16 protein-coding genes are annotated in these 16530 nt (G+C 72.2%); 8 read left to right on the top strand and 8 right to left on the bottom strand.

The window, feature by feature from the left end; genetic code table 11:
• Nucleotides 1-99 precede the first annotated feature (99 nt).
• The 4 genes from ADL22_RS03980 to ADL22_RS03995 all read left to right on the top strand — a co-directional run bounded on the left by ADL22_RS03980 (nt 100) and on the right by ADL22_RS03995 (nt 4853).
• A complete protein-coding gene (locus ADL22_RS03980; RefSeq protein ID WP_066973873.1) occupies nt 100-1365 on the top strand; it encodes an extracellular solute-binding protein in 1266 nt (421 codons plus the stop codon).
• A gap of 156 nt (nt 1366-1521) precedes the next feature.
• On the top strand, nt 1522-2496 hold the full coding sequence (locus tag ADL22_RS03985) for a carbohydrate ABC transporter permease (protein ID WP_066973875.1): 975 nt from the start codon (nt 1522-1524) through the stop codon (nt 2494-2496).
• Nucleotides 2493-3323 carry a carbohydrate ABC transporter permease gene (locus tag ADL22_RS03990; RefSeq protein ID WP_066973877.1) on the top strand — a complete coding sequence of 277 codons (831 nt, stop codon included), beginning with the start codon at nt 2493-2495 and terminating at the stop codon, nt 3321-3323. Before ADL22_RS03985 ends, ADL22_RS03990 begins: the two co-directional genes overlap by 4 nt.
• Nucleotides 3324-3326: 3 nt before the next feature.
• Entirely contained in the window at nt 3327-4853 is a 1527-nt protein-coding gene (locus tag ADL22_RS03995) for a glycoside hydrolase family 3 protein (protein ID WP_066973879.1), read from the top strand.
• Nucleotides 4854-5012: 159 nt separating this feature from the next.
• On the opposite strand, the gene nagB is transcribed toward ADL22_RS03995, so the two are convergent.
• Both nagB and ADL22_RS04005 read right to left on the bottom strand, forming a co-directional pair.
• Nucleotides 5013-5795, bottom strand: a complete 783-nt coding sequence (gene nagB, locus ADL22_RS04000; protein ID WP_066973881.1) for a glucosamine-6-phosphate deaminase — start codon at nt 5793-5795, stop codon at nt 5013-5015.
• Nucleotides 5796-6051: 256 nt separating this feature from the next.
• A complete protein-coding gene (locus ADL22_RS04005; RefSeq protein ID WP_066973882.1) occupies nt 6052-6825 on the bottom strand; it encodes an SDR family oxidoreductase in 774 nt (257 codons plus the stop codon).
• A gap of 140 nt (nt 6826-6965) precedes the next feature.
• Between ADL22_RS04005 and ADL22_RS04010 the strand changes: the two genes are divergently transcribed.
• Nucleotides 6966-7619: a TetR/AcrR family transcriptional regulator gene (locus tag ADL22_RS04010; protein WP_066973885.1), complete on the top strand. Its 654-nt coding sequence runs from the start codon at nt 6966-6968 to the stop codon at nt 7617-7619.
• 365 nt (nt 7620-7984) lie between these two features.
• Complete coding sequence (locus ADL22_RS04015) at nt 7985-9457, top strand: sensor histidine kinase (protein WP_066973886.1); 1473 nt, start codon at nt 7985-7987, stop codon at nt 9455-9457.
• Between the two features lie 188 nt (nt 9458-9645).
• Here ADL22_RS04015 and ADL22_RS04020 read toward each other — a convergent pair whose 3' ends face one another.
• Both ADL22_RS04020 and ADL22_RS04025 read right to left on the bottom strand, forming a co-directional pair.
• Nucleotides 9646-9903 (bottom strand): WhiB family transcriptional regulator, encoded by a 258-nt coding sequence (locus tag ADL22_RS04020; RefSeq protein ID WP_003983230.1) that lies wholly within the window; start codon nt 9901-9903, stop codon nt 9646-9648.
• A gap of 320 nt (nt 9904-10223) precedes the next feature.
• Complete coding sequence (locus ADL22_RS04025) at nt 10224-11207, bottom strand: diacylglycerol/lipid kinase family protein (protein WP_066973888.1); 984 nt, start codon at nt 11205-11207, stop codon at nt 10224-10226.
• 95 nt (nt 11208-11302) lie between these two features.
• Between ADL22_RS04025 and ADL22_RS04030 the strand changes: the two genes are divergently transcribed.
• On the top strand, nt 11303-11764 hold the full coding sequence (locus ADL22_RS04030; RefSeq protein WP_066973890.1) for a hypothetical protein: 462 nt from the start codon (nt 11303-11305) through the stop codon (nt 11762-11764).
• A gap of 462 nt (nt 11765-12226) precedes the next feature.
• On the opposite strand, the gene ADL22_RS04035 is transcribed toward ADL22_RS04030, so the two are convergent.
• From ADL22_RS04035 to ADL22_RS04050, 4 genes are all read right to left on the bottom strand, one after another.
• Nucleotides 12227-13186, bottom strand: coding sequence for an RNA polymerase sigma factor SigF (locus ADL22_RS04035; protein WP_066973892.1), 960 nt, complete (start codon nt 13184-13186; stop codon nt 12227-12229).
• Between the two features lie 43 nt (nt 13187-13229).
• Entirely contained in the window at nt 13230-13643 is a 414-nt protein-coding gene (locus tag ADL22_RS04040; RefSeq protein ID WP_066973894.1) for an anti-sigma regulatory factor, read from the bottom strand.
• A gap of 303 nt (nt 13644-13946) precedes the next feature.
• Nucleotides 13947-14435: a GNAT family N-acetyltransferase gene (locus ADL22_RS04045; RefSeq protein WP_066973896.1), complete on the bottom strand. Its 489-nt coding sequence runs from the start codon at nt 14433-14435 to the stop codon at nt 13947-13949.
• A 57-nt stretch (nt 14436-14492) separates the two neighbouring features.
• Nucleotides 14493-14753, bottom strand: coding sequence for a UBP-type zinc finger domain-containing protein (locus tag ADL22_RS04050; RefSeq protein WP_066973897.1), 261 nt, complete (start codon nt 14751-14753; stop codon nt 14493-14495).
• A 179-nt stretch (nt 14754-14932) separates the two neighbouring features.
• Between ADL22_RS04050 and ADL22_RS04055 the strand changes: the two genes are divergently transcribed.
• On the top strand, nt 14933-16525 hold the full coding sequence (locus tag ADL22_RS04055) for a Na+/H+ antiporter (protein ID WP_420711534.1): 1593 nt from the start codon (nt 14933-14935) through the stop codon (nt 16523-16525).
• Nucleotides 16526-16530: the final 5 nt, after the last annotated feature.

The following is a 16530-nucleotide window of genomic DNA, read 5'->3' on the forward strand; positions in this document are numbered from 1 at the left end:
GACTCTTATACACCCTTGACACCCCTAAAGGTCTAGGCCAAGCTGCGGGAACTGGTCTAAACCATTAAAGCCATACCCGTCCTTGAGGGGGAGAGCGCGATGAAGCGTGGGCTCATAGCGGCGACCGCGGTCGCGGGAATGCTGGTGAGTGTCGCTGCCTGTGGGTCGAGCGGCGAAAAAGCGGGCGCGGACGGCTACAAAGGCCAGAAGCTGACCGTCTGGGTGATGTCCGGTTCGAATCCGGCGCAATGGACCAAGCAGGTCTCCGAGCAATTCCAGAAGAAGACCGGCGCCACGGTGGAATTCAAGGTCCAGCAGTGGAACGGCATCCAGCAGAAACTCAGTACCGCGCTCTCCGAGGACACCCCGCCGGATGTCGTCGAGATCGGCAACACCCAGACCGCCGCCTATGCCAAGGCCGGCGCGCTGGCCGACCTCAGCGATCTGAAGAAGGAGATCGGCGCCGACTGGGGCGACACCTTCAACAAGGCCGCGCTGGTGGACGGAAAGCAGTACGCCCTGCCGTGGTTCGCCGGCAACCGCGTGGTGATGTACAACAAGAAGATCTGGGCCGCGGCCGGTCTCACCAAGCCGCCCGCCACCCGCGCCGAGCTCTTCCACGACTTCCAGACCATCAAGGACAAGACCGACGCCGAGCCGCTCTACCTGCCCGGCCAGAACTGGTACTTCCTCGACGGCCTCACCATCGGCACCGGCGCGCAACTGGTGAAGAAGGAGGGCGGGAAATGGGTCTCCAATTTCGGTGACCCCAAGGTGGCCAAGGCCATGGACATCTACAAGCAGTACCAGGCGTTCAGCACCGCCCCCAAGAACAAGGACGAGGCCACCCCGCAGCAGGCCGAGATCTTCGCCAAGGGGAAGACCGGCGCCCTCATCGCCATGGGCTACGAGGCCGCCACCGCCATCAAGGCCAACCCCGCCATCAAGGACGACATCGGATTCTTCACCATTCCGGGGGAGACCGCGGACAAGCCCGAGGGCGTCTTCCTCGGCGGCTCCAACTTCGCGGTCGCCGGAATGGGCAAGAAGCAGGAACTCGCCAAGGAATTCCTGCGGATCGCGCTCTCCAAGGACAACGACGCCCAGATGGTCAAGGAGGCCGGCTGGACGCCCAAGTCCCCGGCCCTGGCCGGCGCCGCCAAGGAGAACCCGGCCGCCGCGGCCGCCGCCCCGGCCGCCGAGAAGTCCGGCGGCACCACCCCGCTGATCCCCCAGTGGGCCGCGGTGGAGAACGTGCCCAACCCGATCAAGAACTACATGACCGCGGTGCTCAACGGTAAGACCCCGGCCGACGCCGCCAAGGACATCGAGTCCGAGATCAACACGCGGCTCGCCAAGGAGTAGCCGCCACCGGCCGCGTACGGGCCGGCCGCCCCCGGCCCGTACGCCTCGCACGACCCCGCGGCCGCGGCCGGACGGGACCGGCGGCACCCGCGGGCCGCCCGGCCGTCGCCACGGGGACGTAACGCGCCACCACGGGAACGAGGGGACCACACGCTCATGGCAGTGCAGCTCGACGAAGCCGCGGCGAGGACCGGGCCGCGCACCGGCCCGGGCGGCGCCCCACCCGCCCGCCGCGGCCCCGGCGGCCGGCGCGCGGCGCCCTACCTCCTGCTGCTCCCGGCCCTGCTCGCCACCGCGGTCTTCCTCGGCTGGCCCCTCGTCCGCAATGTGGTGCTCTCCTTCCAGAACCTCAACATGAAGGAGCTGATCCAGCACCTCACCGACTGGCGCGGCCTGGGCAACTACCACGAGGTGCTGGCCAGCGAGCAGTTCTGGCGGGTCACCGGCCGCACCCTCGTCTTCACCGCCGTCAACGTCGTCCTGATCATGGTGCTCGGCACCCTGCTCGGCCTGCTGCTGGCCCGGCTCGGCACGGCCATGCGGCTGGTGCTGTCGGTCGCGCTGGTGCTCGCCTGGGCGATGCCGTCGATCGCCGCCACCACCGTCTTCCAGTGGCTCTTCGACTCCCGCTACGGCGTCGTCAACTGGATCCTGGACCACCTCGGCTGGCACGCCATGGCCCGCTACGACTGGGTCGGCACCCAGCAGTCCACCTTCTTCGTCATCACCGTCCTGATCGTCTGGCAGTCGCTGCCCTTCGTGGCCCTCAACCTCTACGCGGCCACCACGACCATCCCCAAGGAGCTCTACGAGGCCGCCCGGATGGACGGCGCCGGCACCTGGCAGGTCTTCACCTCCGTCACCTTCCCCTTCCTGCGCCCCTTCTTCCTGGCCACGACGTTCCTCGAGGTCATCTGGGTCTTCAAGGCGTTCCCGCAGATCTTCGCCATCAACCAGGGCGGTCCCGACCGGCTCACCGAGACCCTGCCGATCTACGCCTTCACCGAGGGCGTCGGCAACCTCCACTTCGGCATGGGCGCCGCGATCTCCGTCCTGACCATCGCCGTGCTGCTCGTCCTGACCGCGTACTACCTGCGCCTGACGCTCAAGCAAGAGGAGGACGCGCTGTGAAGCGCCCACTCGCCGGCCGCATCTGGCCCAACGCGACCGCCGCCGTCCTCGCGCTCGGCTTCGTCTTCCCCGTGTACTGGATGTTCGCCACGGCCTTCAAGCCGACCCGGGACATCTTGAGCGAGGACCCGGTGTGGTTCCCGCTGCACGGCACCTTCGAGCACTTCGCCACGGCCGTCAGCGCTCCCAACTTCTGGCGGCTGGCCGGGAATTCCGTGCTGGTGACCCTGCTCGCCGTCGGCCTTTCGCTGGTGATCGGGCTGTGCGGGTCCTTCGCCATCGCCCGGATGCGCTTCAAGGGCCGCAAGGGCATCCTGCTGACCTTCATGGTCGCCCAGATGGCGCCCTGGGAGGTCATGGTGATCTCCATCTACCTGATCGTCCGGGACGCGGACCTGCTCAACAGCCTCGTGCCGCTCACCTTCTTCTACATGCTCATGGTCCTCCCCTTCACCATCCTGACCCTGCGCGGCTACGTCGCCGCCGTCCCCAAGGAGCTGGAGGAGTCGGCGATGGTCGACGGCTGCTCACGCCGCCAGGCGTTCGTACGGGTCGTGCTGCCGCTGCTGGCCCCCGGTCTGATGGCCACCTCCCTCTTCGGCTTCATCACCGCCTGGAACGAATTCCCGCTCGTGCTGGTCCTCAACAAGGAGCCCGGCGCCGGCACCCTGCCGCTGTGGCTGTCGCAGTTCCAGACGCAGTTCGGCAACGACTGGGGCGCCACCATGGCCGCCGCCTCCCTCTTCGCCCTCCCCATCCTGATCCTCTTCCTGTTCCTGCAACGCAAGGCGGTCGGCGGTCTCACCTCCGGCGCAGTGAAGGGATAGCCCATGGCCACCGTCATCCGCTCCGCCGACACCCTCACCCGGGACGCGCTCGCCGTCCTCCAGCCCGGCTTCACCGGCACCACCGCACCGGACTGGCTGCTGCGGCGGCTGGACGAGGGCCTGGTGTCCGTCGCCCTCTTCGGCCGCAACGTCCGCGGGCCCGAACAACTCGCCGCGCTCTGCGGGCAGTTGCGCGGCGCCCGGGAGGACCTGCTGGTCGCCATCGACGAGGAGGGCGGCGACGTCACCCGCCTCGAAGTGCGCACCGGCTCCTCCTTCCCCGGCAACCTCGCGCTCGGCGCCGTCGACGACACCGCGCTGACCCGCGACGTCGCCCGGGAACTCGGCCGCCGGCTGGCCGACTGCGGCATCACCCTCAACTGGGCCCCGTCTGCCGACGTCAACTCCAACCCCGGCAACCCCGTCATCGGCGTCCGCTCCTTCGGCGCCGACCCGCACCTCGTCGCCCGGCACACCGCCGCCTACATCGACGGACTCCAGTCCGCCGGCGTCGCCGCCTGCGCCAAGCACTTCCCCGGCCACGGCGACACCGCCGTCGACTCCCACCACGACCTCCCCCGTGTCACCGCCGACCTGGCCACCCTTCAGGAACGCGAACTGGTGCCGTTCCGCGCCGCGATCGCCGCCGGGACCCGCGCGGTGATGAGCGCCCACCTGCTGCTGCCCGCCGTGGACACCGAACGCCCCGCCACCCTCAGCCCGGCCGCCCTCAACGGCCTGCTGCGTGCCCCCGCCGGCGAGGGCGGCCTCGGCTTCGACGGCCTGATCGTCACCGACGGCATCGAGATGCGGGCCATCTCCGCCACCTACGGCATCGAACGCGGCAGCGTCCTGGCGCTCGCCGCCGGCGCCGACGCCATCTGCGTCGGCGGCGGACTGGCCGACGAGGACACCGTGCTGCGCCTGCGCGACGCACTCGTCCGCGCCGTCCGGGAGGGCGAACTCCCCGCCGAACGCCTCGCCGACGCGGCCGCGCGGGTCCGCACCCTGGCCCAGTGGACCCGGGTCGCGGGCGCGGGGGAGGGGCCGGAGCCCGCCCCCGGCATCGGCCTGGCCGCCGCCCGCCGCGCCCTCCGCCTGACCTCCACCGCCCCGCACGAACCGCTCACCGGCCCGGTGCACGTCGCCGCTTTCACCCCCCTCGCCAATATCGCCGTCGGGGACGAGACCCCCTGGGGCCTCGCCGCCGAACTCACCCGGCTCCTCCCCGGCACCACCACCGCCACTTACACCGCCGACCAGGCCGCGGCCGGCGTCCCCGCCCTCCTCGACACTCTCCTCACCGCCGCCGGCGAACGCCCCGTCGTCGCCGTCGTCCGCGACCTCCACCGCCACCCCTGGATGGCCGACGCCCTGCACGCCCTCCTCACCGCGCGCCCCCGCACCGCCGTGGTGGAGATGGGCGTCCCGCAGGCCCCGCCGCGGGGCGCCCCGCACCTCGCCACCCACGGCGCCGCCCGCGTCTGCGCCCAGGCCGCCGCCGAAGCCCTCACCGCCCGCCCGGCGTGACCCCCGGCCGGGCCGTCCGCGAACGGCCCACCGGCGAACGGCTTACCGGCGAACGGCCCACCCGCCCCCGGCCTTCCACCACCGAGGGCCCGCACCCGCGCCGGCCGGTCATCACGGCCCGGCGCCGGTACGGGCCCTCGGGCCGCCGGCGGTGCGGGGTCAGAGCCCCTGCCACTCCGGCTTGGCGGCGTAGGTCGCGCGGAAGTATCCGGCCAGCTTCAGCTTGCCCGCCGCCGCCTCGTCCACGACGACCGTGGCGTGCGGGTGCAGCTGGAGCGCGGAGGCCGGCACCAGCGCGGCCACCGGGCCCTCGACGGCCTGGGCCACCGCGTCCGCCTTGCCCTCGCCGGTGGCCAGCAGCACCAGGTGGCGGGCCTCCAGGATCGTGCCGATGCCCTGGGTGATGACGTGGTGCGGGACCTCGTCCAGGCTGTCGAAGAAGCGGGCGTTGTCCTCCCGGGTCTGCTGGGTCAGGGTCTTGATGCGGGTGCGCGAAGCCAGCGACGAACAGGGCTCGTTGAAGCCGATGTGCCCGTCCGTGCCGATCCCGAGCAGCTGGAGGTCCACCCCGCCGGCCTCGCGCAGCGCCCGGTCGTACGCCTCGCACGCCGCCTGGACGTCCTTGGCCGTGCCGTCCGGTCCCATGAACGCGCTCTCGTCGAGCCCCAGCGGCTCCACCACCTCGCGCAGCACCACCGAGCGGTACGACTCGGGGTGCCCGGCGGGCAGGCCCACATACTCGTCGAGCTGGCAGATCCGCGCCCGCGAGGCATCCACCTCGCCGGCCCGGACCTTCGCCGCCAGTGCCTCGTAAATGGGCAACGGGGTCGAGCCGGTGGCCACGCCGAGCAGCGCCTCGGGCTTGCGGCGCACCAGGGTGGCGATGGCCTCGGCGATGAGCTCGCCGCCTGCCGCGGCGTCCGGGACGATGACAACTTCCACGCTTGGCCTGCCGTTCTGGAGTGGTCTCATGTGGTATAGACCAATCTAGCAGAGCCGGGCCTCCTCGACCCCGTGGCGTCCTTGAACAAAACGGCACGTTTTCCCCACCTCTCCCCGGCGCCCCGGTAGCCACCCGGCGGCGGCCGCCGGACCGGGAAGCGGCCGCAGACGGGGGCTGGGGCGCCGAGCCGGAGGGCGGCCGCGGCGGGACGCGGCCGGGGGAGCGGCCCCATCGGGACCCGGCCGGCGCCGCCCGTCAGAGCTGGGCGCCGCCCGTGGCGTCTATCCACTGGCCCGTCACCCACCGGCTGTCCCGCGAGGCGAGGAAGGCCACCACATCGCCGATGTCCGACGGCTCCGCGACCCGCCCCAGCGGGGAACGCGCGCCGGTCTCCGCGCGGGCCGCGGCATTGCCCTCACCGCGCAGCCAGGCGGCGTTCATATCGGTGTCGACAGCGCCGGGCAGGACGGCGTTGACCGTGATGCCGCGCGGGCCGAGCTCCAGGGCCAGGCCGCGGGTCAGGACGTCCACCGCGCCCTTGGACATCGCGTAGGCGAGCAGCTCGGACCTGGCCGCCGTCTGGGTCAGCCCGGTGGAGACGTTGATGATCCGCCCGCCGTCCCGCAGCCGGGACAGCCCCTGCTGGATGATGAGGAACGGCGCGGTGCTGTTGACCGCGAAGAGATGCTCGATGTCGGCGCGGGTCGTCTCGGTGAACGGCCGTAGGGTGCCGTCCAGTGTCTTGTTGATCCCGGCGTTGTTCACCAGGATGTCCAGGCCGTCGGCGTGGGCGTCGAACGCCGACCACAGTGCCTCGGCGTCCCCGGGCTCGCCCAGCGTGGCCCGCACGAGGAACGCCTCGCCGCCCGCCGCCTCGATCGCCGCGGCGGTCTCCTTCGCCGCCGCCTCGCCGCCGGAGTAGTGCACGCCGACCCGCGCGCCGTCCCGTCCCAGCCGCTCCGAGATCGCCCGGCCGATCCCCCGGCCGCCGCCCGTCACCAGTGCCGTCCTACCGCTGAGTGCCCCCATCGCGGGCCCCTCCCCTTCATCTCGTGCGCGCCGCGTACGACTGCGCCGTACGCGCGCCTGACCTCGGCGAACTTTCTGTATCGCTCGCTACACAAAAACCGTAGCACGCATTTCTTACCGACCGCTATAGAATTCACTCCATGGTGGCGAAGGAGAGCAAGCAGCGCGGCCGGCCCCGGTCCTTCGACCGCGACACGGCCCTGGAGAAGGCGATCCGTTCCTTCTGGGAGCACGGCTACGAGTCCACGTCCATCTCCGACCTCACCCGCGAGATGGGCATCAGCGCCCCCAGCCTCTACGCCGCCTTCGGCGACAAGAAGGCCCTGTTCGAGGAGGCGGTCGCGGTCTACGGCCGGCTCTACGGCGGCTTCATCACCCGCGCCCTGGCCGAGGAGCCGACCGCCCGCCGCGGCGTCGAGCGCGCCCTGCGCGAGGCCGCCGCCGAGTACACCGTCCCCGACCGCCCGCGCGGCTGCATGGTGATCAGCGCCGCGCTCAACACCGCGCCCGCCTCCGCCGAGGTCGCGGCGTCGCTCCGCCACAAGCGCCGGAAGAACGTCCAGGAGATCGAGCGCGCCATACGGGCCGACCTCGCCGCCGGCGACCTCCCCGCCGGCACCGACGCCCGCGCCCTGGCCGAGTACGTCAGCGCGATCCTCGCCGGAATGTCGCAGTCCGCACGGGACGGCGCCGACCGCGAGACCCTGGAGGCGGTCGCCGACCTGGCCATGAACGCCTGGCCGAGCAAGGAAGCCCATCCACGGAAGGAAGCAGCAGCCCGGAGCAGCGCGTAGCGAACGGCCCCGGAAACACCCGCGGGCCGCGGCGCCGGGACAGGACCCTCAACCTGTCCGGCACCGCAGCCCGGAGCTGACATCGGCCGGTCCCGTACCAATGGGCGGGAGGTGCCCCCTGTGCGGTCGGGGGCACGGCCCCGTCCCGGGACCGGTCGATCTGTAAGGCCCGGGCGCAGTCAGGGCAGAGAGCGCCGCGGGCCTCGATCCGCCCTCCTGTGCGGGGAGAGCGGAAGTTCTGGCGCCGGGGGCCTGGCCCCCGGGTGTGCCGCACCGCACATTCTGGACTAGACCATTCTTCCCTGTCCATGGCCGCGCAGGCACAACACATACCGTACGCCGGTAGGCTCCCAGGTGTGCCCTCGATGAACGATCTCGTACGCCAGCACACCGCTCTGAGCGATTCCGACCTGGAGTGGCTGCACCTGCTGGTCTCGGAGTGGCAGCTGCTCTCCGACCTCTCCTTCGCCGACCTCGTCCTGTGGGTCCCCACCCTCGACGGCACCCGGTACGTGTCGGTCGCCCAGATGCGCCCGAACACCGGCCCGACCTCCTACCAGGACGACATGGTCGGCCACCTCGTTCCCCGGGGCCGCCGCCCGATGCTGGACTCCGCCCTGGACGAGGGCCGCATCGTGCGCGAGGGCGACCCCGAGTGGCGCGAGGAGGTCCCGGTCCGGGTCGAGTCCATCCCGGTCCGCCGCGAGGGCCGGGTGCTCGGCGTGATCGCCCGCAACACCAATCTGCTGACCGTGCGCACCCCCAGCCGGCTGGAGCTCACCTACCTCCAGAGCGCCTCCGACCTCGCCCAGATGATCGCTGCTGGAACGTTTCCGTTCCCCGGCCAGCAGGTCGACATGGACGCCTCGCCGCGCGCCGGCGACGGCCTGATCCGGCTCGACGCCGACGGCGTGGTCCAATACGCCAGCCCCAACGCGCTCTCCGCCTACCACCGCCTCGGCCTCGCCGCCGACCTGGTGGGCCACCACCTCGGCCGGGCCACCGCCGAACTCGCCCCGGCCCGCGGCCCGGTGGACGAGGCCCTGGTCAAACTGGCCAGCGGCTGGGCGCCGAGGGAATTCGAGGTCGAGGGCAACGACGGAGTGATCCAATTGCGGGCCATTCCGCTCAAGCCCAAGGGAACGCATATCGGATCGCTGGTCCTGCTGCGCGATGTCACCGAACTCCGCCGCCGCGAACGCGAACTGATCACCAAGGACGCCACCATCCGGGAAATCCACCACCGGGTGAAGAACAATCTCCAGACCGTCGCCGCCCTGCTCCGCCTCCAGTCCCGCCGGATGGAATCCGAACAGGGCCGCGAGGCGCTCAACGAGGCGGTCCGCCGGGTCGGTTCGATCGCCATCGTGCACGAGACGCTCTCCCAGACCCTGGACGAGCGGGTGGAGTTCGACGAGATCGCCGACCGGGTGCTCGCCATGGTCGCCGAGATCGCCCCGGGGAAGGTCGCCACCCGCCGCACCGGCCGCTTCGGCATCCTGGACGCGGAGGTGGCCACCCCGTTGTCGATGGTGCTCACCGAGGTCCTCCAGAACGCCCTGGAGCACGCCTTCGACGAGGCGCAGCACGGCACCGTCGAGGTCGGCGCGGTCCGCGGCGGCAGCCGCACCGAGCCCCGGCTGCTGGTCACCGTCCAGGACAACGGCCGCGGCCTGCCCGAGGGATTCGACCCGCAGCGCACCGGGAACCTCGGGCTCCAGATCGTCCGGACCCTGGTGGAGGGGGAGTTGGGCGGCGCGTTCGACATGGTCCGCCGGCCCGAGGGCGGCACCCAGGTGCTGCTCGACATCCCCGTCCGCGCCGAGAAGAAGCACTGACCGCCCGGCCGGCGGCCCGCCCTCCCGGACAGTCCGCGGCCCGGGCCCGCCCCGGGACAGCAACAAGCCCCGGACCGGTGACGGTCCGGGGCTCAAAGCTATTGCGATGCGGTCACGACCGGGTCTCAGCTCCGGGCGGGCATCGAAGGTACTGCGCGCTGCGGCTCGGGGGCCACGGGGAGGCTGGCTCAGGCGCTGGCGTTGCGCGCCCGGTTGCGAGCCGCACGGCGCTTCATCGCGCGGCGCTCGTCCTCGCTCAGACCACCCCAGACGCCGGAGTCCTGGCCGGACTCGAGCGCCCACTGCAGGCACTGCTCCATGACGGGGCAGCGGCGGCAGACGGCCTTGGCTTCCTCGATCTGCAGCAGCGCGGGACCGGTGTTGCCGATGGGGAAGAAGAGCTCGGGGTCTTCTTCGCGGCAAACGGCGCGGTGACGCCAGTCCATGGCTGCTCCATCTCCTCGTGTGACGGGAACGTTGCTTGTGAATGTGAACGCTTTCACGAATCCCTCCACAAGGGAAGGGCCGAAAGCCAGTCAAGGACTGGTGCGGTCCTGTGGGATGAGGAGGAGGATTCGGGCTCTCAAGGGGGCCGGTAAAGCGGCCGTCCCGATCGCCATGAAGAGACTCGCAAACCTCGGCGGCGGATACAACCCCTTCCGGAAACTTTTTTTTGATTCCTTGGTGTCGCCTAGCTCACAGCCGTCATTCCAGGGGGTGGAAGCCAGCCTAAACGTTCGAGTGAAAGGACTTTAGGCCCTACTGCTCACACAATCACACGCAGTGCACGGCGTACGCCTGTGAACGTCACACTCGTCCGCAGTCCCAGGTGGTCACCGTCCATCTGAAACGGCAGCGGAACCTGTGAATGCAAGGTGAAGTCGGTGAGGTCGTGGAGGGAGAGGGCGTGCTTGCCCCGTGGGCCGCGCTCCGGGGTGGACGCCAGGAGCTGGGAGCCGTAGCGGGTCACCGCCGACACCGAGAACTTGTCCAGCGCGAAGAGATCCAGGGCGGTGTCGAAGGACGCGTCCGGGGACGGGTAGATCGGACGGTTGCCCAGATAGGACCACGGGGCGGTGTTGCAGATTATCGACATGGCGAGGTTCTCGGTGACCTCCGTCGTGCCCGGCTCCTCGCCCGGCCGTTCGAGGGTGATGGTGCCCCGGCGGCGGTTGGCCTCGCCCAGGAACTGCCGTACGACCTGTCGCACGTACAGGGCGTGGGTGGAGCGCTTGCCGCGCTCGCGCTGCTGCTCGACCCGGCCGACCACGCCCGCGTCGAAGCCGAAACCGGCGCAGAAGGTGAACCACCGGGGCGGCACCCCCTCGTCCGGGCTGCCCGGCGTGCCGGAGGCCAGGCCCAGTCCGACCGTGCGCTCGCTGCGGTCGCGCAGCGCGTCCAGCAGGGCGCCGGTGGCCTCCACCACGTCGTTGGGCAGGCCCAGGGCGCGCGCGAAGACGTTGGTGGAGCCGCCGGGGACGACGGCGAGCCGGGGGTGGGACTCCGGGTCGGGGCCGGTGGACAGCAGGCCGTTGACGACCTCGTTGACCGTGCCGTCGCCGCCGAGCGCCACCACCAGGTCGGTCTGCCCGCCCTCGGCGGCCTCCCGGGCCAGGTCGCGGGCGTGCCCGCGGTACCGCGTCTCGGCGACCTCCAGCTTGAGGTCGCTGGCCAGCGCGTGGGTGAGGACGTCGCGGGTACGGGCACTCGTGGTGGTTGCTGCGGGATTGACCACGAGAAGTGCGCGCATATGCAGCAGCGTACCTACCTGCCGGTACCGCCCTCGCTCCTGTCCACGGTGCGGGCGGCCCCGGGACGGGCGGGGCCCGGCGCTACCCTGCTGGGGTGACCAGTCAGCAGAAGCAGTCCCCGAAGCGAGCCGGCGGCGCCTCCGCGGTGGCCGAGCCGGCCGGCCCGCGCCCCGCCCGGCTGAGCTCCGCCGCGGCACTCACCGCCGTCGAGGGCCTGGCGCTGGCCGCCCTTGGCGCGTACATGCTGCTCAACGGGCTGGTCGGGTCGCCCGACAGTCCGCAGCAGGCGGAGATGGGCGGGGTGACCATCCTGGCGCTGGCGGTGCTGCCGCTGGTCGCCGCGCGGGGCCTGTGGCGCCGCCGCCGGTGGAGCCGGGGGCCGTCGCTGATCACCCAGATCGTGGCGCTGCCGGTCGCCTGGACGCTGGTCAAGGGCGGCGGCGCGCTGATCGCCGCCGGTGCCGCGCTGGCGGTGGCGGCGGTGGTCGTCCTCGTCCTCCTGGTCAACCCGACGGCGACCACGGCCCTGGGCATCGGGCCGCGCGAGGCGCCGTAAGCCTGGGCGGCCGCGGCGCGCCGGGCGCGGGCGGCGTGTGAGGGGCCGGCGGGCCCGTAGGGGTGGGGCGAACGGATCCCGTAGGGGACCGCAACGCCCCCTGCGGGGCCACAACGGGGCCGGGGGAGGGGGTATTTCCACGGCGAGCGGGGCTCCCGGGGCGCACCGGTGCACGCCGGGGCGCTGGGGGGACGAGCGGCGCGCCGGGCACCGTAGAGACGGGCAGTACGCCGAGGGAACGGGCAGCGCGCTACGGGGGCGAGCAACGCGCCCGGGGCGGCGCGGGGACAGACGCGGCAGCGCCCCGCTGGGACGGGCAGCGAGCTACGGGGACGACGCGGCAGGGCGCGGCCGGTCGTCCAGCGTGCCGCAGGGCCGGGACGCGTGCCGCAGAGCGCGCCGCTGGGACGGGCGGCGCGCTGGGGTGGAGCGCCGGGCGGGGGGTCGCCGGGCGTCCGGGGGTCACTCCTCGACGAGGAGTTTGTCGCGGAGTTGGGCCAGGGTGCGGGCCAGGAGGCGGGAGACGTGCATCTGGGAGATGCCGACCTCCTGGGCGATCTGGGACTGGGTCATGTTGCCGAAGAAGCGCAGCAGCAGGATCTTCTTCTCGCGCGGCGGGAGGTCCTCCAGCAGCGGCTTGAGGGATTCGCGGTACTCCACGCCCTCCAGCGCCTCGTCCTCCGCGCCGAGCGTGTCGGCGACCGCCGGGGACTCGTCGTCGGTGTCCGGGACGTCGAGGGAGAGGGTGCTGTAGGCGTTCGCGGACTCCAGGCCCTCCAGCACCTCCTCCTCCGAGATGCTCAGGTGCTCGGCCAGCTCGTGCACCGTGGGCGCCCGGCCGTGCCGCTGGGACAGCTCGGCGGTCGCGGTGGTCAGCGACAGCCGCAGCTCCTGGAGGCGGCGCGGGACGCGGACCGCCCAGCCCTTGTCCCGGAAGTGCCGCTTGATCTCGCCGACGACGGTGGGCGTGGCGTACGTGGAGAACTCCACCCCGCGCTCCGGGTCGAAGCGGTCCACCGACTTGATCAGGCCGATCGTGGCGACCTGGGTGAGGTCGTCGAGCGGCTCACCGCGGTTGCGGAACCGCCGGGCCAGGTGCTCGACCAGCGGCAGATGCATCCGTACGAGGGTGTTGCGCAGCTCGGCGCGCTCCGGGGAGCCGTCCGGGAGCTTGCGCAGCTCGTAGAACATCGCCCGGGCGCCGCCGCGGTCCGGCACCGCCGCCGGCCCGGCGGCCGGCCCGTCCTGGGGCCGGTCGCCGGAAGCCGGCGGACGCCCGTCCGCGCGCTCGTCCTGCCGCTCGCTCTGGTCCATGTGGTCCGCCCGCTCCACCTGCTCCGCGTCCAACCTGCCGCCGTGGTCGTCCGCTCCCACCGGGTGCGGCCGGACATGCTGCCCGGGGATGACCGCGCCCGCCGCCATCCTCGCGCCGCCTTCGAGATCTTTCACGGGGCCCCCTGTTCGGTCATGACGGTCCGGGACCGGCGCCGCGCTCCTTGTACAGACTGATGGTGACCGTACGGTCCTCGGCGACGTCCGAATCGACCTTGCCGGCCAGCGCGGAGAGCACCGTCCAGGCGAAGGTGTCGCGCTCCGGGGCGCGGCCGTCGGTCGTCGGGGCCGACACCGTCACCAGCAGCGCGTCGTCGATGAGCTTGAAGACGCAGCTGAGCACGGAGCCGGGGACGGCCTGCTGCAGCAGGATCGCGCACGCCTCGTCGACCGCGATGCGCAGATCCTCGATCTCGTCGAGGGTGAAGTCCAAGCGGGCTGCGAGACCGGCCGTGGCCGTTCGCAGCACGGACAGGTAGGCACCCGCAGCGGGCAGACGGACTTCCACGAAGTCCTGAGTCCCGGGCTCGCCTGCGATCTGGGACACCCTCACCTCCAAGGTGGCACAAGCTGGTAGAGCTGGAATGCGTTGAAGCTCTTGCGTTCGCGTACTTCGCGTACTTCGGGTATCCGTGCCGGGCGGCTCTCCCGCCAGGTGCAAGGAGAACGATCCGGCGCGGGTCGTGGTTCGGCTGTGACGCTACCGCGATCCGCGGGCCGGTGTCGCCCGGAAGGAGCAGGGCAGCCGTCCGGACGGCGACGGCCGGCCCGCCGGCGACGCGTCTGTTACTGAGTGTAAAACCTCGGGCACGGACGGTGGTAGGGGTCTGCGCCGCCAAATCGCGTCCGGTCACGCTCCGTTGGCGGGCGCGGTCTCCGCCAGCGAGTGCAGCGCATCTCCAGTGAGCCGGAAGACCGTCCATTCGTCCATGGGCCGGGCGCCGATGGACCGGTAAAAACCGATGGCCGGTTCGTTCCAGTCCAGGACGGACCACTCGAAACGCTGATATCCCCGCTCCGCGCAGATCCGGGCCAGGGCCGCCAGCAGCGCCTTGCCGTGACCGCCGCCGCGCGCCTCGGGGCGGACGTAGAGGTCCTCCAGATAGACACCGTGCGTGCCCGTCCAGGTGGAGAAGTTCCGGAACCACAGGGCGAAGCCGACGGGTGCGCCGGCGTCCTCGGCGATCAGCGCGAAGGCGGCCGGCTGGGGGCCGAAGAGCGCCTCCTTCAGCTGCGGCTCGGTGGCCTGGGCGGCTTCGGGGACGCGTTCGTAGGCGGCCAGTTCGCCGATCATGGCGAGGATCTCGGGGACGTCGTCGGGGGTCGCTTCGCGGATCATGCCGCTCAGGCTAGACGGGGGCGTCAAGCGGCCGGACGGCGGTGCCGCGGGGACGGCTCACAGCAGGGTCTCGTCGACGAAGCACCATCGCCAGGAGGCGCCGGGCTCGAAGGACCGCATCACCGGGTGGCCGGTGCGGTGGTAGTGGGCGGTGGCGTGGCGGTACGGCGAGGAGTCGCAGCAGCCGACGTAGCCGCACTCCAGGCACAGCCGCAGCTGCACCGGGTGGCTGCCGGCGGCCTGGCACTCCAGGCAGGTCTCGCTCAGGGGCGCCGGCTCGGGGTCCGGCAGACCGGGGGCGTGCGCGCAGGTGGTCATACCGGTGCCCCGCTCCGGTCGGCGGCGCCCGTAAGAGGCGCGCCTGTAACGGGGGTGCGCGTAAGGGGCGTGGCCCGCCCGTGCGTGATCCGTTGGCCGTACTCGCTCATGATGGCCAGGTTAGATCGCCGGGACGGCCGGCGGGGGAGTGGTGTGGGGACGGTGCGGGCGTGGATGTGATGCCGCTGTTGCTGCTGGTGGCGGGCAGTGCCGGGGTGGCCGGGCTGGCGCGGCGGACGCCGGTGCCGGCGCCGCTGCTGCTGGTCGCGGTGGGCCTGGGCGCCGCCTACCTCCCGGGCGTCCCGGCCTACCCGCTCGATCCGCACATCGTGCTGCCGCTGCTGCTGCCCCCGCTGCTGCACACCGCCGCGCTGGACAGCTCCTACCTGGACCTGCGGGCCAACCTCCGGCCGGTGGCGCTGCTCTCGGTCGGCTACGTGCTCTTCGCGACGCTGGCCGTCGGCTACGCGGCCTATCTGGCCATCCCGGACCTGCCGCTGGCCCCCGCGCTCGTCCTGGGCGCCGTGGTCGCCCCGCCGGACGCCGTCGCGGCCACCGCGATCGCCCGCCGGCTGGGGCTGCCGCACCGCATCACCACGATCCTCCAGGGCGAATCGCTGGTGAACGACGCCACCGCGATCACCGCCTACAAGGTGGCGCTGGGCGCCGCGCTGGGGACGGCGGCGAGCTGGGGCAGCGGCCTCGCGGAGTTCGCGCTGGCGTCCCTCGGGGGCGTCGGGATCGGCGTCGTCCTGATGGTGCCGCTGCACTGGCTGCGCCGCCGGCTGCGCCAGTCGCCGCTCCTGGAGAACACCCTCTCGCTGCTCATCCCGTTCACCGCGTACGCCGCCGCCGAGCAGGTCGGGGCCTCCGGGGTGCTCGCCGTCGTGGTCGTCGGGCTCTACCTGGGGCACCGCTCCTGGCAGGTGGACTTCGAGACCCGGCTCCAGGAGGAGGCGGTGTGGAAGATGGTCTCCTTCGTGCTGGAGTCGGCCGTCTTCGCGCTGATCGGGCTGCAACTGCCGGTGGTGCTGCGCGGGCTGGAGGACGTCGGTACCGGGCGGGCGCTGGCGTACGCGGCCCTGGTGTTCGCCGCGGTGGTGCTGGCCCGGTACGTGTGGGTCTTCCCCGCCACCTACCTGCCGCGGCTGCTCTCCGCCCGGATCCGCGCCCGGGAACCGGACACCACCTGGCGGGCGCCGGTCATCGTCGGCTGGGCCGGGATGCGCGGCGTGGTGTCGCTGGCCATCGCGTTCTCGGTTCCGGCGCATCTGCCCGGCGGCGGGCCCTTCCCGGCCCGCGACCTGGTGCTGTTCCTGACCTTCACCACCGTCATCGGCACCCTCGTCGTCCAGGGGCTGACGCTGCCGCCGCTGATCCGGGCGCTGCGGCTGCCCGGCCGGGACGCGGAGGCCGAGACGCTGGCCGAGGCGCAGGCGCAGAGCGAGGCGTCGCGGGCCGCCGAGGCCCGGCTCGACGCGCTGCTCCAGGACGAGCGGAACGCCCTGCCGGGGCCCCTCGCCGACCGGCTGCGCACGGTCCTGGAGCGCCGCCGCAACGCGGTGTGGGAGCGGCTGGGCGCGGTGAACGAGGTGACCGGGGAGACCGCCGACGACACCTACCGCCGGCTGGCCCGGGAGATGATCGAGGCGGAGCGGCGGGTCTTCGTCGAACTGCGGGACGCCCGCCGGATCGATGACGAGATGATGCGGACGCTGCTGCGGCGGCTGGACCTGGAGGAGGCCGCGGCCTACCGGGAGGGCGCGCCGTAGCGCCC

This window comes from Streptomyces sp. NRRL F-4489, from assembly GCF_001509485.1.
In the GTDB taxonomy this organism is placed as follows: Bacteria; Actinomycetota; Actinomycetes; order Streptomycetales; family Streptomycetaceae; genus Streptomyces.

Coding starts and splice junctions, on each gene's coding strand:
- ADL22_RS03980 (WP_066973873.1), top strand. CDS start 100: ATGAAGCGTGGGCTCATAGCGGCGACCGCGGTCGCGGGAATGCTGGTG.
- ADL22_RS03985 (WP_066973875.1), top strand. CDS start 1,522: ATGGCAGTGCAGCTCGACGAAGCCGCGGCGAGGACCGGGCCGCGCACC.
- ADL22_RS03995 (WP_066973879.1), top strand. CDS start 3,327: ATGGCCACCGTCATCCGCTCCGCCGACACCCTCACCCGGGACGCGCTC.
- ADL22_RS04005 (WP_066973882.1), bottom strand. CDS start 6,825: ATGGGGGCACTCAGCGGTAGGACGGCACTGGTGACGGGCGGCGGCCGG.
- ADL22_RS04010 (WP_066973885.1), top strand. CDS start 6,966: ATGGTGGCGAAGGAGAGCAAGCAGCGCGGCCGGCCCCGGTCCTTCGAC.
- ADL22_RS04015 (WP_066973886.1), top strand. CDS start 7,985: ATGAACGATCTCGTACGCCAGCACACCGCTCTGAGCGATTCCGACCTG.
- ADL22_RS04020 (WP_003983230.1), bottom strand. CDS start 9,903: ATGGACTGGCGTCACCGCGCCGTTTGCCGCGAAGAAGACCCCGAGCTC.
- ADL22_RS04025 (WP_066973888.1), bottom strand. CDS start 11,207: ATGCGCGCACTTCTCGTGGTCAATCCCGCAGCAACCACCACGAGTGCC.
- ADL22_RS04035 (WP_066973892.1), bottom strand. CDS start 13,186: ATGGCGGCGGGCGCGGTCATCCCCGGGCAGCATGTCCGGCCGCACCCG.
- ADL22_RS04045 (WP_066973896.1), bottom strand. CDS start 14,435: ATGATCCGCGAAGCGACCCCCGACGACGTCCCCGAGATCCTCGCCATG.
- ADL22_RS04050 (WP_066973897.1), bottom strand. CDS start 14,753: ATGACCACCTGCGCGCACGCCCCCGGTCTGCCGGACCCCGAGCCGGCG.
- ADL22_RS04055 (WP_420711534.1), top strand. CDS start 14,933: ATGCCGCTGTTGCTGCTGGTGGCGGGCAGTGCCGGGGTGGCCGGGCTG.